The following is a 24249-nucleotide window of genomic DNA, read 5'->3' as shown; positions in this document are numbered from 1 at the left end:
AGCGGCCCTGTACCGGCCACCTGCGGCTCCGGATGCTCTGCGGCCGCGACTTCCGAGCGGTTGGCGACCGGTTTCCTGCCGCTTGGCGAGCGGATCCCGGCCCTCGCGGGCGCCCCCGCACGGCACCGCCCGCGCATAGCCTTGGCGGCGGAACCGGCTCCGCCGGACCGGTCGGACGACAGAGGGGGAGGGGCAGGGTGTCGCAGGAACGCGCGCTGGTGCTGGGCGGCGGCGGGGTGGCCGGTATCGCCTGGACGACCGGGGTCCTGGCCGGGCTCGCCGACGCCGGGGTGGACGTCGGCGACCCGGACCGGCTGCTCGGCACCTCGGCCGGCGCGGTGGTGGCCGCGCAGCTGCGGCTGGTCGCGGACCTGGCGGCGCTCTACCGCGCCCAGGTCGAACCAGCCCTGCAGAACCACGAGTTGACGCCGCCGCCGGACGCCAGGGCGAAGGCGTTCGCGTTCGGCTGCCGCCTGGGCGCGCTGGACCTCGACCCGGTGGAGCGCCGCCGCCGGATGGGCGAGATGGCCCTCGCCGCCGAGACCGTCCCGGAGCCGGAACGCATGTCCGTCATCGAGGCCCGGCTCACCCCGCTGGGCGCGCCCCAACCTCCGCCCGCCGCCGCCGACACCCGACACCCCGGCGCGCAACAACCCCCGCACGCCGATCCCGCGCACCCCCGCGCGGGCACCCCGCACCCGCTCCCGCACTCGCACCCGCACCCGCACCCGCTCCCGCACCCGCACTCGCTTCCCCTCCCGCACCCGCACCCGCACTCGCTCCCGCACCCGCACTCGCTCCCGCACCCGCACTCGCTTCCCCTCCCGCACCCGCACCCGCACTCGCTCCCGCACCCGCACTCGCTTCCCCTCCCGCACCCGCACCCGCACTCGCTCCCGCACGCCGTGCCCGGCTGGCCGCCGCGCCCGCTGGCGGTGGTCGCGCTGGACGCGCACACCGGCCGCACCCGGGTCTTCGACCGGGACAGCGGGGTCCGGCTCGCCGACGCGGTCGCCGCGAGCTGCGCCGTCCCCGGCGTCTGGCCGCCGGTGACCATCGGCGACCGCCGCTACATCGACGGCGGCGTCCGCAGCCTGGTCAACCTGGACCTGATGGCCGAGCCGGGCCGGGTGCTGGTGATCGCGCCGAGCCGGGACCGCCCGCTCGCGCAGGACGCGCTGTCCGCCGCCGTCCACGGCCAGATCACGCTGGTCACCCCGGACGGCGCCGCCCGGGCCGCCTTCGGCACCGACCCGCTGCTGCCCGGCACCAGGACCGCCTCCGCCCGGGCCGGATACGCCCAGGGCCGGGCCGCCGCAGGCTCCGTGGCCGAGCTGTGGGACGGCCGCTGAGCCCACCTGTGTGCTGCTCAACCTTCCAAGAATCAACTAGTTGCAAGGCAGCGAAAAAAACCCTGGTGCCAGGTTGTCCGCGAGACGGCAATTCCCGTGGAACGACAACCAGGAGGGGCGGTTCACCATGGCCAGCCCAGACGCGGAGAGCCCCACCGCCGCCATCGGCGTGATCGGGGGCAGCGGCTTCTACCGGCTGCTGGAAGGCGCCCGCCGGATCGAGGTCGACACCCCCTACGGTGCGCCCTCGGACGCGCTGACCGTCGGCCAGGTGGGTGGACGCGAGGTCGCCTTCCTGCCGCGCCACGGCGAGGACCACCGCTGGCCGCCGCACCGGATCAACTACCGGGCGAACCTCTGGGCGCTGCGCGCGCTCGGCGTCCGCCAGGTGCTGGCCCCGTGCGCGGTCGGCTCGCTCCGCCGGGAGGTCCCCCCGGGCAGCGTCGTCGTCCCGGACCAGGTGGTCGACCGGACCACCGGCCGGATCCAGACCTTCTACGACCAGGGCGCGGTCCACGTCTCCTTCGCCGACCCCTACTGCCCGACCGGCCGCACCGCCCTGCTGAAGGCGGCGGCCTCCGGCGGCATCCCCGCCCGGGACGGCGGGACGATGGTGGTGGTCGAGGGCCCCCGCTTCTCCAGCCGCGCGGAGTCGCGCTGGTACGCCGACGCCGGGTGGTCGCTGGTCAACATGACCGGCCTGCCGGAGGCCTCCCTCGCCCGCGAACTCGGGCTCTGCTACGCGTCGGTGGCGCTGGTGACCGACTACGACGCGGGCGTCGACGCGGACGAGAGCGTGGACCAGGAGGAGGTGTTCCGGGTCTTCGCCGAGAACACCGAACGGCTGCGCGGGCTGCTGCTGGAGGCGCTGACCCTGCTGCCCGACCACCGGCAGTGCCGCTGCGCCTCGGCCCTGGACGGCCTGCCCCTCCCGTTCGACCTGCCCTGACCCGCGCGCACCCCCGCCGACCACCCCCGCCGACCACCGCCGGGTCCCCGACCGTCCCGTCCCACCCGTTCGTCATGCTGGAGGCATCGCATGGGCCTGCGCCTGTTCACCTCGGAGTCGGTGACCGAAGGACATCCCGACAAGATCGCTGACCAGATCAGCGACACCCTCCTCGACGCGCTGCTCGCGGCCGACCCGGCCGCGCGGGTCGCGCTGGAGACGCTGATCACCACCGGCCAGGTGCACATCGCCGGCGAGGTCACCACCACCGCGTACGTGCCGATCGCGCAGCTGGTCCGGCAGACGATCCTGGACATCGGCTACGACTCCTCGGTCAAGGGCTTCGACGGCGAGTCCTGCGCCGTCTCGCTCTCCATCGGCACGCAGTCCCCCGACATCGCGCGGGGCGTGGACACCGCGTACGAGAGCCGGATCGAGGGCGACCAGGACGAACTGGACCGGCAGGGCGCGGGCGACCAGGGCCTGATGTTCGGCTACGCCTGCGACGACACGCCGGAGCTGATGCCGCTGCCGATCGCCCTGGCGCACCGGCTGGCCAAGCGGCTGTCCGAGGTCCGCAAGAACGGCACCGTCCCGTACCTGCGTCCCGACGGCAAGACCCAGGTCACCATCGAGTACGACGGCGACCGGGCGGTCCGGCTGGACACCGTCGTGGTCTCCTCGCAGCACGCGCCGGACATCGACCTGGACTCGCTGCTGACCCCGGACATCCGCGAGTTCGTGGTGGAGCCGGAGCTCAGGGCGCTGGCCGAGGAGGGCATCGAGCTGCTGACCGACGGCTACCGGCTGCTGGTCAACCCGACCGGGCGGTTCGAGATCGGCGGCCCGATGGGCGACGCCGGGCTCACCGGCCGCAAGATCATCGTGGACACCTACGGCGGCATGGCCCGCCACGGCGGCGGCGCCTTCTCCGGCAAGGACCCGTCCAAGGTCGACCGCTCCGCCGCGTACGCCATGCGCTGGGTCGCCAAGAACATCGTCGCCGCCGGGCTGGCCCGCCGGGCCGAGGTCCAGGTCGCCTACGCCATCGGCAAGGCCCAGCCGGTCGGCCTGTTCGTGGAGGCCTTCGGCACCGGGACCGCGCCCGTCGGCCTGATCCAGGACGCCGTCACCCAGGTCTTCGACCTGCGCCCGGCCGCGATCATCCGCGACCTGGACCTGCTGCGCCCGATCTACGCCCGGACCGCCGCCTACGGCCACTTCGGCCGCGAGCTGCCGGACTTCACCTGGGAGCGCACCGACCGCGCCGACAAGCTGCGCGAAGCCGTCCAGGCGCTCCGGGCCGCCGCCGCGCCGGAGACCGTGCTCACCGCACGCGGCGCCATGCCGTCGAGCTGGATCACCCAGCGGTAGCCCGCAGCCCGCCAGCAGTAGCCCGCGACACACCACGCGACACACCAGGGGAGCGGTACAGATGAAGCACGACGAGCTCGACCTCGTCTCCAAGCTCTATCAGCGGACCATTCACGACCCGATCGCCGAGGTGGGCCGGGGCGGGACCCTGGACGGGCCGCTGGTCGTCGACCTCGACCCGACCACGTTCTGCGACCTCGCCTGCCCCGAGTGCATCAGCGGGCAGCTGCTCAACCAGGGCCGCTTCACCAAGGAGCGGCTGCGGGAGCTGGTCGGCGAGTTCATCTCGGTCGGCGTCCGCGCGGTGGTCCTCATCGGCGGCGGCGAACCGCTGGCCCACCCCGGCACCCGCGACGTGATCCGACTGCTCGGCGAGGCCGGGATCGCGGTCGGCGTGGTCACCAACGGGACGATGCTCGACCGGCACGCCGCCGAACTGGGCAGCTACGCGCACTGGGTGCGGGTCTCCGTGGACGCCGCCACCGAGCAGACCTACGGCCGGTTCCGCCCGGACCGCAAGGGCCGCAGCGTCTTCAACCAGGTCATCGAGAACATGCGCGGCCACGCGGCGATCAAGACCGGGACGCTCGGCTACTCGTTCCTGCTGATGGTCCGCGACCTGCCCGGCGGCGGCCGGGAGTCGAACCACACCGAGGTACTGGCGGCGGCCCGGCTGGCGAAGTCGATCGGCTGCGACTACTTCGAGCTCAAGACGCTGTTCGACGAACAGCACCACATCGTCGGGCTGTCCCCGGAGGTGCTGGAGTCGGTCCGGGAGCAGCTGGCCCAGGCCCGGGACCTCGCCGACGACCGCTTCCGGATCGTCTGCTCCTCGACCTTCGAATCGGTCGACCAGGAGGTCGGCCCGACCCAGGTCAAGGAGTACGCCACCTGCCGCACCGCGGAACTGCGCACCCTGGTCACCCCGAGCGGCGTCTACGTCTGCTCCTACCACCGGGGCGCCGACAAGGCCCGTCTGGGCGACGCGGCGACCGAGGACTTCCGCAAGATCTGGCTGGACCGCCCGCGCAGCATCATCGACCCGAGCCGAGACTGCCGCTTCCACTGCGCCCGCCACCAGACCAACCTCGAAGTCGTCCACATCGGCCGCCGCCCGGAACCCCCGAACCTGGTCGACGACTACGACCTCTTCCTCTGACCCCGCATTCGGCGGCGCGGCGCGCCACCCCCCGACCCGAGACGGTACGATGCACCGAAGATCGGGGCCGCTAGCTCAATTGGCAGAGCTGCGGACTTTTAATCCGTAGGTTGTGGGTTCGAGCCCCACGCGGCCCACTTGATCAATGCATGCCTGACCAGGGCGTTTCCCCTTCGGGGAGACGCCCTTTTGGCGTGTTCGGGTCTGTGGTGGGTCATGGGTGGGACCCGGGTGGGTCGCAGAGGCGCGGCAGTGGGGGCTGTGAACCTAGCCTGAGCTGCGGGAATGCGCGGATTCTTGGCCGCTTGGCTCGCTGTGTGTGCGGCGCTTGGCGCGTTTGGGCTGGTGGCGGATGGTTCGGGAGATCTCGTTCGCACCGTCCAGGAGGAGTCGTGCGACGGCCTCGGAGCCCGTGCGGGCCAGCTCAGGGAGTATGGACATGTAGGTGTCGACGGTGGTGACGGTACTGCGGTGTCCGACTCGGACGGAGATGGTTTTGAAGTCGAGGCCGGCCGCGATCGCGAGGCTGACGGCGCCGTGGCGCAGGTCGTGCAGGCGGATCGGCGGGAGATCGTTTTCCCTGATCATCTTCTTGAGAGTGCGTGTGACGTAGGCGGGCGGGACGACGCTGCCGTTGGAGGAAGTGAACAAGAATCCCGTCTCGCTCCACTCCTGCCCGGCGAGGCTCTGCTCTTGGCGCTGCTGGGCGCGATGGGCGCGGAGGATCTTCGTGGAGCCCGCGTCGAGGTAGATGGTGCGTGCGCCTGCTGCGGTCTTTGGCGGGCCGACTTCGAGCAGGTTCCTGGCATTGTGCCGGAGCTGTCGGTGAATGCTCAGGGTCCCGGCTGAGAAGTCGATGTCGTCCCAGCACAGGGCTATTGCCTCGCCCTTGCGCAGCCCGAACAGGCTGTAGAGGTGGAAGAGGGCGTAGAGGCGGTGTTCTCGCACTCCTTGGAGGAAGGAGGCGGTCTGCTGGACGGTCCAGACGGCGATGGTGGGGCGTTCGCCGGTGGTGCGCCAGTGCTCCACGCGGTCCTTGGTCCAGATGACGGGTCGGGGGCGTAGCGAGCGGGGGAGGCGAAGGTGCAGGGCGGGGTTCTTGTCGAGGAGGCCGTCGCGTACGGCCCAGGTGAGTGCGGAGCGCAGGGTGGCCTGGATGCGCCGAAGGGTCGTGGGGGAGATGGGGTTGCCCGCCCGGTGACGTTGCCTGATCAGGGCGTCGAAGGAGGCTTGGACGCGTTGCTGGGTGAGTTCGGGCAGGATCTCGCGGCCGAGCATGCTGGTGAGGTAGGTCTCGATGTGCCGGCGGTATGCGTCCGCGGTGGAGGGCCGGAGGTGCTCTTCGGCTCTGGCGTACCAGTGGAGCAGCCATTGGGTGACGGTCAGGGGGAGGGCGCGCGTGTCCACCCGCACGGGGGTCAGGTGGTCGAGGGCCTGCTGGGCGGCGGCACGGGTGGGGTAGCTGCCGCGCCGTATCCGGGTTCGAGGGTCGTCCATGGTCGGTATGTGGGGCAGCGCGATGTACCAGGAGCCATGGCTTCGCTTGCCCAGCTTCGAGCAGGCGCGGCCGAGTTGATGTCCGGTCTTCGCGTTGCGGCATCCGCACCGCTTGTAGACGGTCCCGCATCCCCGCATGGCCACTCCTTTGTTGACAGAGGAGCGGGAAGACTAGGCGACCTTTATAAGGGGTGGTATAGGTGAGTTTCAGTGGGAGCGACGGTCGAGCGGATTGTCGCTCCCATGGAGACAAATCATGAGATTGTCGCTGTGGGAGCGATTAATTCCCTGATCGCCGCTGCCTGCGGCACGGAATCGATGTCAGATTCATGCCTTGGTGAGAAGTCGTCAGGATTCTTTTGTAGCCTACCTATGACGGGTGGCTCAGGTTCAAGCCAGATATGAACCGTCATTTGCGCTTTGTCCCCCTGTCGCTGCAGCGCTCTCGGCGGGAGCGCATCGCGGACCTCGGATGCCGCCTCGCCTTGATCCTTTCGGTTCCGAGCCTGTTCAATCAGTGGATGACTGGGACTGATGTAGATCTGGGCACCGTCACCGCGCCCTCCGGGATGCTCGTGCTGGGGATGGCGGGCTGGATCGACTACTGGCCGCGGGTGGGCAGTCCGCTGTCCGAGCGTGCCCGGACCGCCATATCCCTCGGCGGTGGTCATTTGCATGATCCCGAGGACAGTGAGCCGTCCGCCTGGCTGTGCGAGGCGATCGTCGTCGAAGCCGCCGCCGATCGGCCCCTACGGGTGCGCGCCCAGACATCGGCGTCGCCCTTCGATGGAGGACCGACCATCGCTGTCCTCGAGATCGACCTTGGCCTCCTTTGGTCCGGCCTCGATGACGGCAAACCCGTGCAGCTCGGAGACTTGCCGGTCGACCGTTGCGGCATGGTCCTCGGTGACGCTCGGGCGCTGGACGGCTTCACCGGCTTGGACGGCCAGTCCGCGGACGGCTTGGCGGACGTGACTTACTGGGGCAAGTACGAGGACACCGTCCATATGCGGTTCGGCGGCGACCGTATTCCGCATCACCGCGGCGAACACGGCCCGCGCGGATGGCTTGATCTCCCACTGGCCGAGGCCGAAGCGGTCGCCGAACGCCTTCGGACCTGGATTCGGGAAGGCCCCGGCAAGGGCCTGATGGTCTCCGTCGACGCTCACACCGACTACCACCGAATCAACCGTGCTGGCGGGAAACATCCACTGCTGGCTGGCACCGTCGACCTCGATGGATGCTCGCTACTCGGTCTCGGCTGGGACCCCGGGGACCACTCAATGCGTCACCGCGGCGAGCGGGAATACGGACAGGTCTACCCCGCCACCCTTGAAAGCCACACAGGCGAGGCGGTGCTGCGCTGGACCATCGCGCCCTATGCCTCTGCCAGCCTCGGGAACCACTCCTGAATGCCTTCGGTCGCACTCCAGCGGATACGAACCGAAGGGAAGGTTGACGTGTGTCACGTCTCCGCGAGGTGGACGTCGACGTACCGGGCGAGGGTCAGCGCGTCCTGGGGGTCGTCGGCCTGGAAGGTGATGCGACGAAGCAGGCTGACCCCGTTGGGTTCGATGCCCTCGCGGGCGAGGACGAAGAGCAGGGCGAGGAAGGCAGACCGGGCGTTGCCGTCTTCGAAGGGGTGGAAGAAGCAGACGTCGAGGTAGGCACGTGCGGCTCGGGCGGCGACAGGAAGGGGCCGCGCGGCGTCTACACGGCTCTCGGTCAGGCAGGTATCAAGGCGGGCGCGGGTGTCCGTGCTGATGCCGTAGCGTTCCCGACCGCCCTTGGCGAAGGCCGGCTGGTTGCGGAACGGTGGCGGCACCGGCGTGTCCAGGACGTGTTGCTGCCAACCGCGGAGCAGTTCGAAATCGAGTGATGCGCCGCGCACGGCGTCGCTCCGCATCAGCTCCAGGGCGGCGAGCAGGCCGGTGGCGCGGGCGGGGTCCACGGCGGCGTCGAAGGCACGGATGTCCTCTCGTGCACCGTCGCGTGACGGGACTACCGATCCCCGCGCGCGACTTTCCGGGGCCTCCTGCCATGGCACAGTCTCGCGCACCGCGAGCCAGCGCTGCAGGTGGTCCGGCTCCGGACCGGTGGATCGCACGCTGTCGGTCGACTGGAGGGACAGCGAGAGCCGCTCGGCGACTTCCTCGACCAGGGCTGTGTCGGGGCCGATCCGGCTCTCGAACCGGCCGCCAATCGCCTGGTCAACCCACTCCTGCGCCACGTCGGACGGGACTCCCCATCGGCTGAGGAACCAGGTCAGCACCTGATCGCAGTGCCCGTACCAGCCGCTGTCGCAACCCGTGCGGTCGACCACTTGCAGGATCAGGTTCCGGGCGGCGCGGTGCCATAGGACCCGCTGGTCCGCGACGGAGGCCAGGTCCAACGCGAATGCCTCGAACCATTCGGCCAAGTTCTCCAGCCACTCGCGCCACTCGCACAACGCAACCACGACCCGGGCGAGCGTCTCTTGCGGGGTGGTGATCGAGTCGCGCAGGCAGCACCAGTTCTTGACCGGTCCCCCGTCGAAGTCCCCTTCGCCCTGCGACCAGCGCCAACCCACGGCCCAGCGTCCGTAGCGTTCCACCAAGGCATGGGACATGGCGTCTGCCCAGGGCTTGGCCACCTCCCAGCTCCAGGTGTTCATCGCTGGGTCGGCGAAGGAGACATCGGGGCGGCATGGAACGTGAAGGGCCGGCCCGAGCGAGAGCACCACCTGCGTTGCCGACTCACTGTCGAAGGGATGACGGGCCGGGTCTACCTCGTCCCAGGACAGATAGCCAGGGGCCATATCGGGGATCATCGCGCAAGCCTGCCACGCTCACCGGTCCTCCGATCAAACGGATTACCGCGGCGCACTGACGATCACCGTGAAGTCAGTTCCGCCGGGTAGACATGCCGACCGCTCCCTCGCGAAAGCCGTTCGTCATCGGCCGGGAAGTCTGGCGGATGCGACGGGCAACCGTTGAGGGCCTCCGCGTCAAGGCGCGAGATCCTCCAACAGTTGTGCCATTTCATCGCTGCGGCGGCGGAGTTGCCGCAGGCGCTTGACTACTTCACGAAGGACACGCTGGGTGCGGGGATATGTAGAGGCGTGGTCAGGCAGGGCAGTGACTCCGCTGATAAAGAACGCGTGCTGAATGCCGTTCTCCAGATGCCTGCTGCGGGAGTCCTCAATCAGTTGGCATGCTTCGCGGCCTGGAACGGTCCCATCGGGATCGGACAGTCGCTGCAGCATGCGGCCGATGTGGAAGTCGCCGGGGTCGCGCACTCCGCGGTCGGCGAGGAGACGTCGGGCGCTGCGGACCCAGGCAGTCAGTCCTGGTCCGCCGGCGCTCTGCCCGGCGACCTCGCGCCAGTCCAGTAGCAACGTCTGACCAAGGATGATTAGTTGAGCCTGACCTACCGCGGGTTCCTGCCTCTCTCCCGTCGTATCCCCGGCTGCCGCAGGAGGGTAGGCCATTTCGACGATGTCCACGAACAGCTCCGGGTCTCGGGCGAGCCGGGCATGCAGGACGCGGGCTGGGCGCTGCAGACTGCCGGTCAGCAGCAGATAACGCCATTCCAGCGCTGCCACTTCATCAGGATCGACTCCGGTTTGGCAGCCGAGGTAGTCAAGCAGCTGCGAGATCTCGTCGGCGTTGGATACGGGATCCGTGCTCTGCTGGGCCGGGTCGGCCGCTTGCAGGGCTTGAGTGATGAGTGCCGGGTCCGGCCGCTGTTTGGACGCCACTGCAGAAGCGAGCAGACAGATCGCCTCAAGAGGCCGCCCGTGGGCGAGCAGGGCGCGGGCCGCCCTCTGACGGCCAGGGCCAGTGACGTCGAACCCGGGGCGAGCGCTGGCCCAGTAAAGGGACTCCACTTCGGTGCCGAGCGCCTGCACAGCGTCATAGACAGCTACAGACGGCCTGAGTCGGGCCAGGAATCGTGCAGTCCGGGCCACCGGCCACACGGTCGCTTCCGCGAGCAGTGGGCTGGCCCAGTCCCAGCCAGCGGTATCGAAGCGGACGGTGACATAGCCCTCCGCCACTTGGCGGAGCGTCGGCTCGGCGTCGTCCAGCAGCGGCACGACCTCCTCGTCCACCACGCCCCCGACCCGAGCAACGGCGTCGCCGACGAGCGCCGGAGCGTTGCAGTGCGCAGCGAAGGCGAGCAGCCCTGGTACGCCCGCACTCTCCAGCAGGGCCGATACGGCATCTTCTCGACCCTGCTGCGCTCGGTTCCGCTCTGCTTCCAGATCGCCTGCCTCGCCGGTCCAGGGACCGACTTCGACGTGCCAGTCGAACAGTTGCGCCATGCGCTGTATGGGAGTCACGTCGCTGAAGCGCTCGGCGACGGTGGCGATCGGATCGATGATCTCGGCCGGGCGCGCCCATTTCGCGTTCGGGTGTCTCCGGTGCTGGCGTACTACCTTGTCCAGCGCCTGGGAGACAGCCGTCCGTGCTGTGCCGTGGATGCGGTCGTGTGCTTCGCCGAGGGTGTCCAGGACTGCACGGCGGTCCTGCTCCGGCAGGTAGGGCACTGTGTCGATGAGGGCGCTCCAGCGATCACCATCGTCCCCTGCATCCTCGACCATGCGTGTCAGGACCTCGTCGAGCAGGCTGTGCTGTTCCTGGGGGTTCGATGCGGCAGGTGTTGATGGCCAGTCGCGCCAGCGCGGGGTGTCGGAGGTCTTGAGCGCGCTGCCGATGGAGGGAAGGAGGCCGAGCATGAGTGACCACCCGGTCTCGGGTGCGATGCGGCGTACCTGGTCGAGCGCGGCGAGCCGGCTGATGTAGTCGGCACCGGTCTGAGGCCCCCGGGGATGGAAAACCTGCCGAAGGCTCTGCCCGGGCCCGCTATTACGGGGTCTCTTGCCGCTGTTCCTGTGGTGCTCCTCCTCGGCGATCCGTGCCAGGGCGTGGACGGCGGAGCCCATGTACTCGGGGGAGTAGGCCAGTCGCTCCAACGCGCTCATAAGCGAGGCAAGTTCAGCATCATCCCGCGTGGTCGGGGTCTCGGAGGCCAGCAGTTCAAAGACGCTGCCGTCATCCAGCGCGTCGTCCAGGGCGGCGCAGAATTCGTCAGGTGCGGCTTCAGCGAGCTGGGGCAGCACGTCGTGCAGTGACAGCCAAGGAGATCGGCCGTCAGCGGGATGCAACAGCTCGCGCACCATGACCTCCGCGAACTCCGCGCCGTTCTGCCCGTAGTCCAGGGCTTTGTCCGCCGGGTGCGTGGCGATCAGCGCGAGGGTGTCGGCGAGGCCCACTCGGAGCCGGTCGGAGCACTGCGTCTCGCCATCTGCGTCCGGTGCGAGGAAGGCGGCCAGTGCCTGTGCGCTGGCAGGCCGTGAGCGGGGCAGGACGCGCAGTACGGCGTCGCGAAAGCGCCCGAGCAACTCGGGGTGGGCGTACGGCAGCAGAAGGCCCCACGCGTCGGCGGGCGACACCGCGAACCAGACGTTCGCCGTCAGCCGCAACGGTGTATCCGCCTCCTGGGCCCAGCGTACGCAGCGCTCGCGCAGCACCGGGTACGGCTGAGCGGCCAGCCCAGCGAGAAGCGACTGGTCGGCGGAGCGCTCCTCCTCCCAGGCACCTGCCAGGAGAGCTGGCAGCAGCAACGGGGCTTCCCCAGCAGACGCCCACTTCGGTGCGCCGCTTCCGTCGGCCGCGAACCGGCGCCGGGCGACCGCAAGGCTGAGCCGTGCGAGCCGGGAGATCTCATCGGCCGTGCGTTCCGGCACGCCGTCCGCGACCAGGCACTGCCAGGCCGGGAACCGACTCAGCCGCGGAAGGCCGATGGAGAGAGCTCCAGGCGCCGGGGTGCGTCGGCGGGAGGCGGGAACGACCACGTAGTGCCCCTGTTCCACGGCCTGTGCAACGGGCGCCTGCGGGAAGGCGGGTATCAGGATGTGCCCGCACCTGCCCTCGATCCGAGACAGGACGTCGTCCCACGCATGCAGGCTCCGCACCACCAGGCTCCGCGCGGCAGCAGTCTCACGCCACTGCTCCGGGAGACCGGCGAACACCGCGAGGATGAAGCCGAGAGCTTCGTCCTCGGAATCCGCATCCACCCAGACCGACGCCGCAGGACCGGTCAGCGCGTCCAGCAGCGCCTTGCCCTGTGCCTCGCGTCCTGCGGTCAACAGGCCAGCGGGTAGGACAGGGACCGTGTAGGCCGACCAGGCCGACCAGGCCGCACCAAGGCCAGCGGTGCCCTTCGGGTCGCGGCCAAGGATTCTCGCCGCGCGGGCATAGGCCGTCGGCGCATAGTCGAACCAGTCCGCCAGGTCGCCTGCATCGTAGGCACGGACGTCCTTCCAATTGCCCTCGGCGCGCTTGGCGCTGGCCCACGCCCGGGCCTTGGGCCACTTGCAGGGCGTGACGAAGACAAAGGTGGTCCGGGCCGGGTCGAGCCCCAACGGATCCGCGGTGCGTTTCTCGTAGTCGGAGTTGGCCTTCTTGTCGGCGTCGCGGCCCCGCCCCATTTCCCAGGCTGAAGTGCCGACCGGGATATGGCGGGTGCCATCGGCCGCCTCAACGATGGCGTCCCACCCGGAGCTCTCCGTACCTTCGTAGGTTGGTATCTGGAGCTTCGTCAGTGTAGCCCTGGAGCCGACCAGCAGCAGTCGTACAAGCTCAGGCAGTTCGCCTTCCAGCCCTTCGCGGACAGCCCAGGCCGTGAGATCGAGGCTGTCGATCTCACGCAGCGCGCCGCCGGTGCTGAACCCCGGAGCCAACGGCCGGGAGTGCAAGCGCTCGATCTCCGCACGGACAGCCACAGGGTCGTAGACGCGATGCCCGTTCTGGTCGATCGTGTAGCTGATGTGCCCGTTGCGGGCCAGTTCGTCGATCCAGTCGGTCTTGAGGCAAAGAGCTGCTGCCAGTTGTCCGACGGAGAGCCCGCTCTGTGCAGTCACGCCTCTGTCCTAGCACATGGCTAGCCTGCCAAGCAGCGCAGTTGACTGACTCGGTCGTGCCCGTGATGCTCCCGCTGCGATCGCTGCCCGAGGTTGGCCGGGCCACCAGTCGGCACATGCTCCAGAGGGCATGGGAGGCGGAGAAGACTGAGGCACCTCCAGCGTGACGTGCTGCTAGTTGAGCTGGATCGCGGTGGATTCTGAATCACGGCTGCTGTCCAGTGACCGGTGCGAGTTCGGAAGGTGTTCGGCGGCAATACGGCCCGGTTCCTCCCGACGGTGGGCGGCCAGCTCTCCTGGGGGCCGGGGGCAGTCTCTAGGGACGTCACCCTCATCCATGGGGCAGCCAACTGCATCGACCTGACAACTGCCGACCTGCGCATCGCCTCTGCCGGGTACGGTCTGCGGATCAAGGAGGGCATCAACGCCCGCATGAGGGTAGCCATACTGGCGGCCGGGACCGCCACCGTGGCCAACACCTCGATCACAGCTAACTCTCGCATCATGCTGACCTTGCCACCCCTCGGCCGGTCACGGTAGTGGCCCGGAGACGGGCACCTCGTTCACCATCACCTCGGCGAGGGCTTCGAACACTTCGGTCGTGGACTGGCGGGTCGTAGAGTCCGGGTGACCTGCGCTGTAGACGAGTTCGGGGAGCGCCGGCGTGCCAGCCGGTGCTCCTTTCGCGTCTGAGGTTAGGCGTCAGTGCCCAGGAGTCTCTGGAGGGCCGCCTTCAGTGCGATGTCGTCCTCGGGGCCCGACCACGTCACGACCTCCAGAGCCACGCCAACCATCTCCCGGAAGTAGTGAGCGAACTCAGGCAAGCGACCTTTCGCCGTATGCGGGATCACCAGGGCGATCCCGGAGTATTCCGAGTCCCGATCCCGATCCCGGTTCCGGACGGCCACGCCGAGTTCCAGAATTCGTGAGCGTGTCAGTGGCGCGCGGGGGAACTTGGTTACTACCGCGATCTTCCTGCCGGAGGACTCCACCTCCAGATCGACGGGCCCCATCGTCGACAGCGTCGTGACCTGCGCGCCTACGTTCTTGCGAACAGCGTCCCTGACGAGCTGGTCATACAGGGCAGCGCTGGTGTTGAAGACCATGGGATCTTGGAGGACGGCGGGGTCGTAGGCGATGGCGGTCTGCACGCTTGCGAGTGCCTGCGCGGGCTCGTCCTCCTCCAGTGATCGCTCGACCTCCTCCCGACCGGCCTCGGTGTCGGTGTGGATCTCGGTGTCGCCGAACTTGAACCAGGTCACTGCCCGGCCTCCGGCGGCCACGACGAACAGGGCGGCCCCGATGGTGATCAAGGCGGTGGGCCCGGCCTCCACGGTGGTCCTGAACACGGCGGTGGCCCCGGCGGTCACCATGGCGAAGCTGATCACTGCCATCCCCGCCCGCCACCCGGTGCTCAGTTTCGCGGGATCGTGCGCCGGTGGCCGGGTGCGCTGATCGTTGGGGGTGTTCCGCCTCGTCATGGTCGAGGACGCTATCGGCGCTGCCGTAACGGAAGTGATTTCTTGTCGGACCTGTGACCTGCCTTCCGGGCAGCAGTCTCCTGAGCCGGAGACCGTTCAGGCGGTGCTGACCATGTCTGTCCACCACCCCGGCCGCTCATCGGCAGCCCACACGCCGGTGAGCGATTGCCGGAGGCTCTCCTCCATGCGGTGGCGCAGGGCCTCCTGGGCTTCCTGCGGCAGGCTGTCCGCCGGGATGCCGGACAGCCGTCCGTCCAGGACACCGGAGGCGCTGTAGGAGGCATGCCGCCAGCTCTCAGGGGTGCGGTAGAGGACCAGGGTCTTCGGGATGCCGAACCGCTCCCGCCACGAGGTGCTCACACCGACCATTCTGCCGAGCCCTCGGTGACCTCGGTGAGGCGCTGCTGGATATCGCGCTCCCACTCCACCCCCTCGTCATCCTGGAAGCGCACGACGAACCTGGCCTTCGCGAAAGTCGTCGGCTGTCGGTCGAAGATGAAGTCGATGCTCTTGTCGGGGAGTAGGACATCGAAAGGGATCTTCCCCTCCACGCCGAAGCTCGGCTGCTGGGCCCCCGAGAGCGGACGGGACACGTGACCGCAGTACTCGGGGACGCCCAGGGCGTGCGGACCGTCCAGCGCACGGCAATCCACGGCGAACACCGGGCGCTCTGACTTGTTAAGCACGCGGATGTACTGCACCTCCCGCTGCTGCCGGTCGGGCAGGGCCAAAGGAGCGAGTTCGAGGCTGGCCCCCACTTGCCTGGCCTGTGCTCGGCGATGGGCGGCGAGCTGGGCCTCGATCCACTCGGTCTGCCTCTGGGTGAGCCGCCTCTGCTCGTTGATCTGCTCCTGCTGGTCCCTGAGGTCCTTGCGCTGCTGGTCGATATCATCGGCCTGCTTCTTGAACCCCCAGTACGTGGCTCCCGCGAGGGCCATGGTGGCGAGCCCGGTTATCCACCCGCCCAGATCGCCCCACTGGAGTTTCTCGTACTGGAGGTGAAGGAAGTGGGACAAGGAGTCGAGGGAGCGTAGGAACTGATGCATGGCCGGAGCCTAGGACGGATCGGATGAAGCGATCCGGGATACCGGGGATCAGGGTCGAGGGGGTCGTGGGCGTGGGGCGCGGATCCTCAAGTGGGGGCTGCGGATTCGGGGGAGGTGGTGGGTGAGGCGTTGGTGTTGGCGTGCTGCGTTGTTGAGGAGGCGGGCCGTGGCCTCGGCGGCTTGGCGTGCTGTTTCGGGTAGGACGCTGGTGTAGGTGTCGGCGGTGGTAGTCATGCTGTCGTGGCCGACCTGGTGCTGGACGACTTTCATCTGGACGCCGGCGTTGACGGCCAGGGTCGCTGCGATGTGTCGCAGATCGTGGAGTCGGATCGGTGGCAGGTCATGGGTGCGGATCAGCTGCTGGAAGGTGTGACCGACGTGGTCAGGGGCCAGGGGCAGCCCGCGTTGGTCGGTGAAGGCGTATCCGGTGTCGGTCCAGTGCTCGCCTGCTGTAGAGCGTTCGTCGAGCTGTCGGCGGCGGTGGGCGGCCAAGACGTGAGCGGTGTGGTGGTCCAGGGCGACCTGTCTGGCGCTGGAAGCGGTCTTGGTCGGACAGTCCTCGAAGACGCCGCCGGGATGCTTCTGCAGTTGGCAGCGGATGTTCAGGGTCCTGGCGTCGAGGTCGATGTCGGACCAGCGCAGTCCTAGGCTCTCGCCGCGGCGCAGGCCGCGCAGGGTGTAGAGGTGGTAGAGGGCGTAGAGGCGGTGGTGACGGATGGCGGAGAGGAATCGGGCGGTGTCGGAGGCTGTCCACACCGCCACCGCGGGCCTGGTCCCGGTCTGCTGCCAATGCTCGACCTGGGCGTCGGTCCACACGACTGGGCGTGGGGGTGGGGCCTTGGGCAGGTCCAGTTGGCGTGCCGGGTTGCGGTCCAGGAGCCCTGCGCGGCAGGCGGCGCTCAGGGCTGAGCTCAAGGTGGCGTGGATCCGGCGGACGGTGGCGCCGCTGAGCGAGAGCCCGGCGGCTTGGTGCTGCTGGACGATCGTGTGGAATGCGCGCTGGACCGAGGCGTGAGTGAGCGCGCACAGCAGCTCGCCGCCCAGTAGGGGGATCAGGTACTGGTCGACGTGCTTGCGGTAGCCGCGCACCGTGGTCGGTCTGAGCCGTCCCTCCAGGTTCTTCATCCACTGCGTGAGCCAGCCCTCCACGGTCAGGCCCCGGTCCATGGTGGCCAGGGCCGGGTTCAGCAGCCGCCGCAGGACGGTCTCGGCCTCCGTGCGGGAGGGGTAGCCGCCGTGACGAAGCCGCTTGGGGGCACCGGGAGTTCCCCCGGTGGCTGGCAGCGCGACGTACCAGGCACCGTGGCCGTCGGTGCCGAGCTCGGGGCAGTGTCGCCCCAGCTGGCGTTTGGTCACGCCGTCCCGACAGCCGCACCGTTGATAGACAGTTCCGACAGCACGCATGGTGTCGCCTCCTCGGCGAAGCAGGATGATTCCTCACTCAGATTTGCTCTGCGGGCCCTTGGAGAGAAAGAGCAGTGAATTCAGCCTCCTCTGATCGGTGCACTTGGCCACGATTCAGGCCAGCGAGCAGGGCGATATGCGATATTCGGTTCAGGCGTTCGTTGTGCACTCGCTCTGCCCTTTGGGCCTTCGCTCTTCCCATCGGTTGTGGGCACTGGATGAGACGCCTTGGGATGATCGAACACTCGGTGGCTGTCGCCTCGGCCCTGGCCTACCAGGCGCCTGGGGACGATCAGCCAACGGCGGCAACTAAGGGCTGTCCCGCAACGCCTTCCCAGACACCTGATGAGCTGGTTGGGCGAGGGCTCTGCCATGATCGCCTCTCGATGAGATGGGCTGTGATGGCCATTGACGAGCGACCCGACTCGGTGCAGATCATCGCGAGAGTGGGGACGAGTTGAGCTGCAGAGCACCCCGAGCGAGCAGTCCAGGTCTGGATGCATCTCGCGACGAAGGCCGGCTGGGATGTCAGTCGCGTCGACGACTCCCCTGTTGACCTGGATGCCGGTGAGTGCGGGATCGTCGATGTAGAGGGCCTGCAATACCTGGTGCGCCAGGGCAGGAGGGTGCGTCGGACGCTCTACGACGACGTTGGCGGCAGCCCGACTCAGCGTCCGATCCTCGGTTTCGCCGCATGGGCGGATCCGGTGCTCTCTGCGGACAGCATCATCTCCTGAACGCCGCACCAGGGGCCCTGCCGAACCTGGGACGATCTTGCAGTGGCAGGTGTGATCTCAGCGTCGGAACCGTCCTGGATAGCTCCGTTCACCGGGCTGAGCCGGCGAGCGTTCGGGAAAGCTGCTCACCCAGCTCCGACGCGAAGGGGGGCGATGCGGCAGGTCCCGGGCGGCCCTGGTCAATGCCGTTGGAGGACCGCGTGCTCCTGGTCGGCACCTACTGGAGAAGCAGCACAACCACTCCCACAAGCAAGTCCGGGCTCGCGTCGAGCACGTCTTCGCGCAGATGAAGACCTGGAAGATCCTCCGCGACTGCCGTCTGAAGGGCGATGGCGTCCACACGGTGATGCTTGGAATCGCCCGACTGCACAACTCGGCCCCGACCAGTTGAAGGCGAACCCCCTATAGGCCGGAAGCGGCTGATGTCGCAGCCTGGCGAACCGAGTGAGCGGTGGTCGAGACGCCGCTGGTCGGCGGAGGGGTCTTCGTGGCGTCAACGCCTGATGTCCAGGCAGCTGAGGTACTCAAGGCGGAGCGCATTGACCTCATGGCGGTACCTCTTCAAGAAGTCACGAAGGGGCACAAAGTCTCCCCTGTAGGTGTTGAGCTTCAAGGCCATGAGGAACTCCGGATCGTTGGACGAGTAGCGGCTCGCTCGCCCGTCCTCGACCAGCCAGAGGCCGCGCTCATCCTCTGGGGCTGGGGCCCCCGAGTGGTCGCTGGTGATCTCGAGGAACGTGTAGGTCAGCCCGAGCCGGCGGACCAAGTCCAGGTCGCTCACCCAAGCGGCGCCTCCGTATCGGGTCACCATCCAGCTGACAGGATCGCTGTAGACCTCGTGCGCGAAGTGATGGAAGCCCGGTGCACCACCCATGCTGTTTGTGCACAGCCTGCCCTCGACGACGGAGCTGCTGCCGTCGGGGAAGCTCGCGATAGCCGTGATGCGTGGTTCCCACCGGGCGACCTCGTCCGGCCATCCGTAGACGACGGTCTGGATGAGGTCACAGGGGTTGTAGATCCACAGGAAGACGTCGATGTCCCCTGGCTGCTGGGCTGTTCGCTCCAGCCAAGCTCGGACGAGTACTTCCCAAACGGGGTTGCCCCCGAGACTGGTCATGGCCTGCTCCACGAAGGAGCGCCATCGGCTCGCAATCCGGGGGTTCGCGGTCCCGATGAACTTGACGTGCCCGTCCCCCCGGTCATGACCGGCCAGCATCAGCAGCCAGTCGTGTTCCTCGAACGCGCCGTTGTTCGCGGCGAACGCCCCCGTGCCCCGATATCCGGTGATGTCCCAGTTGGGATTCTCGACCAGAGTGCCCAGCACTCCCGGGTGAGCCGACTCGACACCCACGCAGCGGACACGAGCGTTGATTTCACAGAGTGCCTCGTACTCGGCCGGGCGCTCCGCGGCGTAGCCTTCCGCCTCCGAGGCGTCCGACAGCGCACTCCCCCACTCGACAGTGCCGATGCCCAGGTAGAGGCCGTAGTGCGCGACGACAGTGTCCATGTCGTTGATGCGATCGAAGTCGGCGGCGAGTAGGTGGGGTGCGCCGATCTCGGCGGCGACCCGCTGGATGTGCCTCCACCCGCGGTCGCGGTCCTGAGGAGTTGCGTAGAGGTAGATGCAGTGCACCGGCGTGACGTACTGTTCCGCCGGCGTGGGAAGCAGTGTGACTCGCTTGACGCTGAGTGTCCGGTCGTCATGAACCTGGAGCTCGTAGCCCCGAAGGTCATGGCTCCAGTCACGGGCCATGTTGCTCACCGGCACGAGCAGTTCGCGCCAGTCTGTCGACACGATGAGCGCACGGATGCGGTCCGGAGCGACCTGCTTGTCGCGCTGCAGCAACTCTGCGTACTTCGCCACTTCGTGCAACGCCTCACGCGAGGTGGACGTCGAACGCTTCAACTCGATGATCACCCAGAGGCCGTGCCGGTCGCGGGCGAGGATGTCGATCCTGCCCCTCGTGTGGAGGGGCCGGTCACTCAGCGGAAACTCGCGTCGAACGAGAGTCAGTCCTGGTTCGAGGACGTCAAGCTGCTCCGCCAAGAGGTCGCGGATCTCATGTTCGGGTAACGCCGTCATGAGCGAAGACAGTAGCGCCATGCACTGACAGGAGCTCGGCGGGCGTGGATCAACGGTCGTGCGCGGCGCAGCCTGCCCGCGCCTGCGATCGTCGGTGGCGCGGCCCGCAGGGCCCGGTTCCCGACCCCAGCCTCCGCCTGCGGCTGAGTGGTGCAACGCCACCAGCGTTACGGGGCAACGCTTAGCTGGACTGAACAGGTGGGTTGGCAGATCCCAAAATGGACGCGACCGCCTCCTGGCCAGGCAATCATTGGATTTAAGGACACGGATGGCACCGAACGAGACTGCATGGGAAGCCAATTCGACCATCGGAACCGCGAGCAGATCGGACGATCGAGCTCCGAGCGTTCCGAACCGGTCTGCGGGCGTACCCCTGGCGTACCAGTGGCGTACCAGGACGCCTTGGGACGATCGGTGAACGGCAGTAACGAAGGAGACGGACCAGGTAGGCATACGCCCGCCAGGTCAGGTGTTGAGGGGTCTCTGAGCAGCTACGATCTGGGATCTGACGGGATTTTCGGTCATAGATGGGACCGAGAGAGACCGCTCGGGGTGTTAGCTCAATTGGTAGAGCAGCGGGCTTTTAATCCGTAGGTTGTGGGTTCGAGCCCCACGCGGCCCACCAGATCGCGCCTCTGACCTGCGGAAATGTCCAGCGACGCCGCAGTGGCTTCCTGTGAAGCGAATCCGCAGGTCAGAGGTTGCGTACTAGTCGCCTTCTCTGCTGATCAGATGGCGATCGCAGGCAAGCTCCTACTTTTCCCTGGTTCAGGTGTTATTTTTCCTTGTTTTCTTGCGACCCCGCGCATCCCTGCTTCACCAGGTCTTGCCAAGGTCTGTCCGACGGTGCAGAGCGGTGCGGTGAGCCTTGCAGAGGTGGGCTCACAGCCGCCCTCGTGTCGAGTCCCACTCCTTGATCGATGCCCAGACGTCCTCAGCTGTTAGCGACGAGAGCAGGCGGCCACGCAGGTCGTCGGGTAGTGACGGTTTCGGCCTCGGCCGTTCAAGGCGTGTTCCTGTCTCCTCCGGGCGCTCGTTGGCGAGCCACTGTTCGAGCCACCGATTTTCCGGTAGTTGATCCAAGCCTTCTTGTTGGTCTTTGGGGTCCTGGTCGGACTCAGAATGAGCAACTGGCGGGCGGCAACGCGGGTCCGGGGCCGAGGAGGGCTTGAGGTGGGGGCTGTCCGCTGCGTCGTGATCCGACATGAGGTCAGGCTCCGAGGAAGTGGCGATGTTTCCTTCGATGTTGGCCTATGGGCTTGTGCAGGCTGGGTACTTGGACCTTGCGTTGCCCAAGCGAGTGACGTGAGGGCCGAAACGCTGCCCGTGTGCTGCCCGTTGGAGATAATGACGCTCTGTTGGACAGACCGGTACGCATGCATCGTGAAGCCTGCGCGACGAGCCGGACGGACAGTGCCGCGCTGGCCGGGCAGCATTGTCAATCGAACGCTTGTCCATACTGCTTATCACCAGTGGGGACCGTCGAAGCGTGCCACCCCGGTATTCAGGAGCGGCGCGCTTCACAGGCTCCGGTGAGCCATCGGTCACGTCAGCGGTTCACGGCGACCGTTGCGCTGGATGCCCGCGTCAGCTTGCCGGACAGGACGTCCGCGCGCAGGGTGTCTGCGATCTGCCGGAAGAGTGGGATGTCCTTCGGCAAAGTGGCCTCCACTTGGGTATGCAAGTCAAGGCTACGCCCGCAGCCGATGTCGGGTCAGCCCGTGAACGACCACCCGGACAGGGACTCGATCGTGATGGCGACAACCGGCCCCTCCGGTACCTGCTCGCGGGACTGCGGGTACTTCAGGGAGAGCAGCGAGACTGGAGCGGCCCGCAGCTGCCCGTCCTCCCAGATCTCCGCACGGCCATCTGCCCGGACCCACCACAGTGTGTCCCAGGCATCGGAGTAGTGGTCCACCAAGACGGAGACGTGGGGGTTCTCGCGGATGTTGCGCAGCCTGCGCAGGTCCAGAGTGCTCTTCGGCTTGTTGTCGATGACGAAGAACAGCGTGCTGCCGTCCAGGGCTAACGTGATCGGCACTGTGTACGGCTGACCCGCACCCGAGACGGTAGCCAGCCGGGGGACGCGCGCGTCCAGGAGCCGCGCCCGAGCCACGTCGGAGTCCAGTCCTATGGGGACGACAGTACCGCGTCAGTGCCGCCCCGTAGGCTGCGGTTGGGGGTCCTGGCCGAGGTCGAGCAGGGCCCCCAATCACTGTATTCGCTTCGGCGCCGACCGTAACGGACCGGCAACTTCCCGACGATCGATCACATACCACTGCAAGGCTGGCCGCCCACCGTACCGAGGGGCAACCATGGGTTTATTCAAGAGCAGCAAGGCCGAGCCGGCCGACGGTACGCCCGAACCGCTGGCGGAGTACAAGGTCATCTACAAGGGTGGCCTGGCCGAACTCCCCAAAGCGAAGACCGGCCACATCATGTTGCAGGCTTGGGGCGACTGTTTCGCCATGGAGCCCGGCAACGTCAGCAAGAAGTTCTGGACGCGGCTCATCATCCCGTACGCTGTTGTCAGCGACGTGCAGATCGTCCGACGCCAGGTCGGAGCCGTTGCGGGCCTCCTGACCGCCGGGTCCAAGGGCGGAACCCGTGAGCTGGAGACCGAGAACAACATCCACATCCACTACACCAACGCCACCGGACAGCCGATCGTGTTGCGCGTGGAGATGCTGACCGGTGTCACGGTCGACGGCCAGGCCAGGAAGGCAGCCGAGTTCAACGACCGGCTCCAGGCCCACGGCGTCCGCACCCAATTTGAGCAGAAAGCCACGCCTGCTGGCATGGGCTCGGTCGCCGACGAGCTGGCAAAGCTCGGCCAGCTCCTCCAGCAGGGAATCCTGTCGTCCGACGAATTCGCCGCGGCCAAGGGCCGGCTGCTCGGACAGTAGGCTGCGCGCGGAGGCCTTGTCCGAGGTCGAGCAGGGCTCCGGACAGCTGCACCGCACCAGAACGAGGCGCCCCGCACCAGACCGGCACGGGGCGCCGTGCTGCCACGAGGGTCGGCGGGGCGGATGTGCCCGGCCTGCGGGCCCTTCTAGCCCCTGGGTGACGTCGAACGTGGCCTTCTGGGAGCTAGCGATAGGGGTCCGAGTACTGCTTCGTGGAGCTCGCCACCTGCTTGATGACGGGCTGCATACGAACGCCGCTGGTGTAGTAGCGGCCTCGGGCATTGCCGTGAGACTCCAGCCAGCCGAGCCGAACCATGTCGCGAACGTCCCGCGTGGACTGCTGGACGCTCAGTTCAGCGTCATGCTGGTACACCGTGCGACGCACCTTGTTACCCCAGAAGGCCGGAAGAAGGGCGTAGACGACCCGCTCATCCAGGCCAGCAGCGACTGTCGCCTCCGTCAGGCTGATCCAGGCCCGACTGAACAGGTCGACACGCCGCTTCGCCCTCTGGGCCTGATGGTGGTGTGCACGAAGACAGAACTTGATCCATGGGTGGGTGTCCCGTTCTGGACTCCAGCGCGTACCGCCCACGTCACGCAGTACCTGGTAGTAGGCGTAAGTGTTCTGGCCGTATCCGAGCCACTCCTCGATCGAGGAGAACTCGGCGGGCACCAGATTCTCGCGGGAGAAGACCAAGGTCGACAGGGATCTGGACATGCGCCCGTTGCCGTCTTCCCAGGGATGGATCTTCACCAGATTGAGGTGAGCCATGGACGCCCGGACATGCGTGGGCATGTCGAGGTCACCTTCGTTGAGCCAGTCGATGAACTCACCCATGAGGGCAGGCACCGTCTCGAATTCCGGCGCGTCGTACTCAGAGACCGCAGGATCGTCCGGGGTGGAGACGTAGACGTGCTTCTCTCGCCAGCGGCCTGGACGCTTCTTCAGGTGATGGCCTTGGATCATGTAGTGCAAGCCATTGAGAAGTCCAGCGTCGTATCGAAAGCCAGGGCCTGCGTCGTGCAGCCCTTGGATGTAGGTCATGGCTCGCTGGTAGCCCTCAAGCTCGACGCGGGTTTCGTCGCTGGTGTCCAGGGGTTCCTCGCCGGCCATGAGTGCTTCGACGTCGTCGATGGTAGCTGCGTAGCCTTCAATGGTGTTCGAGCCTGCGATGGCACGGGCTGTTAGGTTTCGGCGCAGCTGCCCGGTCCACTTGGGGCGTGGATGCAGGAGGACCTGAAGATCCTGTCGCATCTGCTCGATCTCTTCGAGTGCACACAAGTCTTTGGAGTCGAGGGTGGGCGTCGCGTACATCATGCTCCGATGACACCATCATTGTGTCATCGAGACAACTGC

The 24249-nt window shown here is 67.6% G+C and carries 16 protein-coding genes, 2 tRNA genes and 2 pseudogenes; 10 read left to right on the top strand and 10 right to left on the bottom strand.

From position 1 onward, the window contains the following. The first annotated feature begins 197 nt into the window (after positions 1–197). The 5 genes and pseudogenes from GXP74_RS38330 to GXP74_RS38310 all read left to right on the top strand — a co-directional run bounded on the left by GXP74_RS38330 (position 198) and on the right by GXP74_RS38310 (position 4971). Complete coding sequence (locus tag GXP74_RS38330) at positions 198–1352, top strand: patatin-like phospholipase family protein (RefSeq protein WP_182455789.1); 1155 nt, start codon at positions 198–200, stop codon at positions 1350–1352. Positions 1353–1479: 127 nt separating this feature from the next. Next, positions 1480–2301, top strand: a complete 822-nt coding sequence (locus GXP74_RS38325) for an S-methyl-5'-thioadenosine phosphorylase (RefSeq protein WP_182455788.1) — start codon at positions 1480–1482, stop codon at positions 2299–2301. 90 nt (positions 2302–2391) lie between these two features. Further along, positions 2392–3588: pseudogene (gene metK / locus GXP74_RS38320) on the top strand (methionine adenosyltransferase); the annotation flags it as partial. A gap of 148 nt (positions 3589–3736) precedes the next feature. Beyond that, positions 3737–4834 carry a radical SAM protein gene (locus GXP74_RS38315; protein ID WP_182455786.1) on the top strand — a complete coding sequence of 366 codons (1098 nt, stop codon included), beginning with the start codon at positions 3737–3739 and terminating at the stop codon, positions 4832–4834. A gap of 64 nt (positions 4835–4898) precedes the next feature. Continuing rightward, positions 4899–4971: transfer RNA gene (locus tag GXP74_RS38310), tRNA-Lys, on the top strand. A 130-nt stretch (positions 4972–5101) separates the two neighbouring features. On the opposite strand, the gene GXP74_RS38305 is transcribed toward GXP74_RS38310, so the two are convergent. Continuing rightward, positions 5102–6469 carry a tyrosine-type recombinase/integrase gene (locus GXP74_RS38305; protein WP_182455785.1) on the bottom strand — a complete coding sequence of 456 codons (1368 nt, stop codon included), beginning with the start codon at positions 6467–6469 and terminating at the stop codon, positions 5102–5104. Between the two features lie 263 nt (positions 6470–6732). Between GXP74_RS38305 and GXP74_RS38300 the strand changes: the two genes are divergently transcribed. Then, a complete protein-coding gene (locus GXP74_RS38300; RefSeq protein ID WP_225448485.1) occupies positions 6733–7743 on the top strand; it encodes a hypothetical protein in 1011 nt (336 codons plus the stop codon). Between the two features lie 53 nt (positions 7744–7796). Here GXP74_RS38300 and GXP74_RS38295 read toward each other — a convergent pair whose 3' ends face one another. From GXP74_RS38295 to GXP74_RS38270, 6 genes are all read right to left on the bottom strand, one after another. Then, a complete protein-coding gene (locus GXP74_RS38295; protein ID WP_182455784.1) occupies positions 7797–9140 on the bottom strand; it encodes a Fic family protein in 1344 nt (447 codons plus the stop codon). A gap of 177 nt (positions 9141–9317) precedes the next feature. After that, complete coding sequence (locus GXP74_RS38290) at positions 9318–13235, bottom strand: hypothetical protein (RefSeq protein WP_182455783.1); 3918 nt, start codon at positions 13233–13235, stop codon at positions 9318–9320. 695 nt (positions 13236–13930) lie between these two features. Next, positions 13931–14629, bottom strand: a complete 699-nt coding sequence (locus GXP74_RS38285; protein WP_182455782.1) for a hypothetical protein — start codon at positions 14627–14629, stop codon at positions 13931–13933. Positions 14630–14812: 183 nt separating this feature from the next. Beyond that, positions 14813–15076 carry a hypothetical protein gene (locus GXP74_RS38280; RefSeq protein ID WP_182455781.1) on the bottom strand — a complete coding sequence of 88 codons (264 nt, stop codon included), beginning with the start codon at positions 15074–15076 and terminating at the stop codon, positions 14813–14815. Further along, positions 15073–15762 (bottom strand): hypothetical protein, encoded by a 690-nt coding sequence (locus GXP74_RS38275; protein ID WP_182455780.1) that lies wholly within the window; start codon positions 15760–15762, stop codon positions 15073–15075. The genes GXP74_RS38280 and GXP74_RS38275 overlap by 4 nt, the downstream gene beginning before the upstream one ends. A gap of 48 nt (positions 15763–15810) precedes the next feature. Then, a complete protein-coding gene (locus GXP74_RS38270) occupies positions 15811–17118 on the bottom strand; it encodes a tyrosine-type recombinase/integrase (RefSeq protein ID WP_182455779.1) in 1308 nt (435 codons plus the stop codon). A 545-nt stretch (positions 17119–17663) separates the two neighbouring features. Here GXP74_RS38270 and GXP74_RS38265 point away from each other — a divergent pair. Both GXP74_RS38265 and GXP74_RS38260 read left to right on the top strand, forming a co-directional pair. Further along, positions 17664–17903 carry a hypothetical protein gene (locus GXP74_RS38265; protein ID WP_182455778.1) on the top strand — a complete coding sequence of 80 codons (240 nt, stop codon included), beginning with the start codon at positions 17664–17666 and terminating at the stop codon, positions 17901–17903. 42 nt (positions 17904–17945) lie between these two features. Then, positions 17946–18294 (top strand): annotated as a pseudogene (locus GXP74_RS38260) (transposase). 102 nt (positions 18295–18396) lie between these two features. Here GXP74_RS38260 and GXP74_RS38255 read toward each other — a convergent pair. Further along, complete coding sequence (locus GXP74_RS38255; RefSeq protein WP_182455777.1) at positions 18397–19986, bottom strand: endonuclease NucS domain-containing protein; 1590 nt, start codon at positions 19984–19986, stop codon at positions 18397–18399. Between the two features lie 550 nt (positions 19987–20536). Between GXP74_RS38255 and GXP74_RS38250 the strand changes: the two genes are divergently transcribed. After that, a tRNA-Lys gene (locus tag GXP74_RS38250) sits at positions 20537–20611 on the top strand. Between the two features lie 1089 nt (positions 20612–21700). On the opposite strand, the gene GXP74_RS38245 is transcribed toward GXP74_RS38250, so the two are convergent. Then, positions 21701–22102: a TIGR03668 family PPOX class F420-dependent oxidoreductase gene (locus tag GXP74_RS38245; protein WP_225448484.1), complete on the bottom strand. Its 402-nt coding sequence runs from the start codon at positions 22100–22102 to the stop codon at positions 21701–21703. A gap of 199 nt (positions 22103–22301) precedes the next feature. Here GXP74_RS38245 and GXP74_RS38240 point away from each other — a divergent pair, with 199 nt between their 5' ends. Next, positions 22302–22892: an SHOCT domain-containing protein gene (locus GXP74_RS38240; protein WP_182455776.1), complete on the top strand. Its 591-nt coding sequence runs from the start codon at positions 22302–22304 to the stop codon at positions 22890–22892. A gap of 184 nt (positions 22893–23076) precedes the next feature. Here GXP74_RS38240 and GXP74_RS38235 read toward each other — a convergent pair whose 3' ends face one another. Next, positions 23077–24210, bottom strand: coding sequence for a Fic family protein (locus tag GXP74_RS38235; RefSeq protein WP_182455775.1), 1134 nt, complete (start codon positions 24208–24210; stop codon positions 23077–23079). Positions 24211–24249 lie beyond the last annotated feature (39 nt).

Source organism: Streptacidiphilus sp. P02-A3a (assembly GCF_014084105.1).
Lineage (GTDB): Bacteria > Actinomycetota > Actinomycetes > Streptomycetales > Streptomycetaceae > Streptacidiphilus.
The sequence above is the reverse complement of the archived record's forward strand: the minus strand, read 5'-3'. Positions and strand labels throughout refer to the sequence as shown.

Excerpts from the sequence above, each read along its gene's own strand:
- GXP74_RS38325 (WP_182455788.1), top strand. The coding sequence starts at position 1,480 with ATGGCCAGCCCAGACGCGGAGAGCCCCACCGCCGCCATCGGCGTGATC.
- GXP74_RS38315 (WP_182455786.1), top strand. The coding sequence starts at position 3,737 with ATGAAGCACGACGAGCTCGACCTCGTCTCCAAGCTCTATCAGCGGACC.
- GXP74_RS38305 (WP_182455785.1), bottom strand. The coding sequence starts at position 6,469 with ATGCGGGGATGCGGGACCGTCTACAAGCGGTGCGGATGCCGCAACGCG.
- GXP74_RS38300 (WP_225448485.1), top strand. The coding sequence starts at position 6,733 with ATGAACCGTCATTTGCGCTTTGTCCCCCTGTCGCTGCAGCGCTCTCGG.
- GXP74_RS38295 (WP_182455784.1), bottom strand. The coding sequence starts at position 9,140 with ATGATCCCCGATATGGCCCCTGGCTATCTGTCCTGGGACGAGGTAGAC.
- GXP74_RS38285 (WP_182455782.1), bottom strand. The coding sequence starts at position 14,629 with ATGGCAGTGATCAGCTTCGCCATGGTGACCGCCGGGGCCACCGCCGTG.
- GXP74_RS38275 (WP_182455780.1), bottom strand. The coding sequence starts at position 15,762 with ATGCATCAGTTCCTACGCTCCCTCGACTCCTTGTCCCACTTCCTTCAC.
- GXP74_RS38265 (WP_182455778.1), top strand. The coding sequence starts at position 17,664 with ATGCATCTCGCGACGAAGGCCGGCTGGGATGTCAGTCGCGTCGACGAC.
- GXP74_RS38255 (WP_182455777.1), bottom strand. The coding sequence starts at position 19,986 with ATGACGGCGTTACCCGAACATGAGATCCGCGACCTCTTGGCGGAGCAG.
- GXP74_RS38240 (WP_182455776.1), top strand. The coding sequence starts at position 22,302 with ATGGGTTTATTCAAGAGCAGCAAGGCCGAGCCGGCCGACGGTACGCCC.
- GXP74_RS38235 (WP_182455775.1), bottom strand. The coding sequence starts at position 24,210 with ATGATGTACGCGACGCCCACCCTCGACTCCAAAGACTTGTGTGCACTC.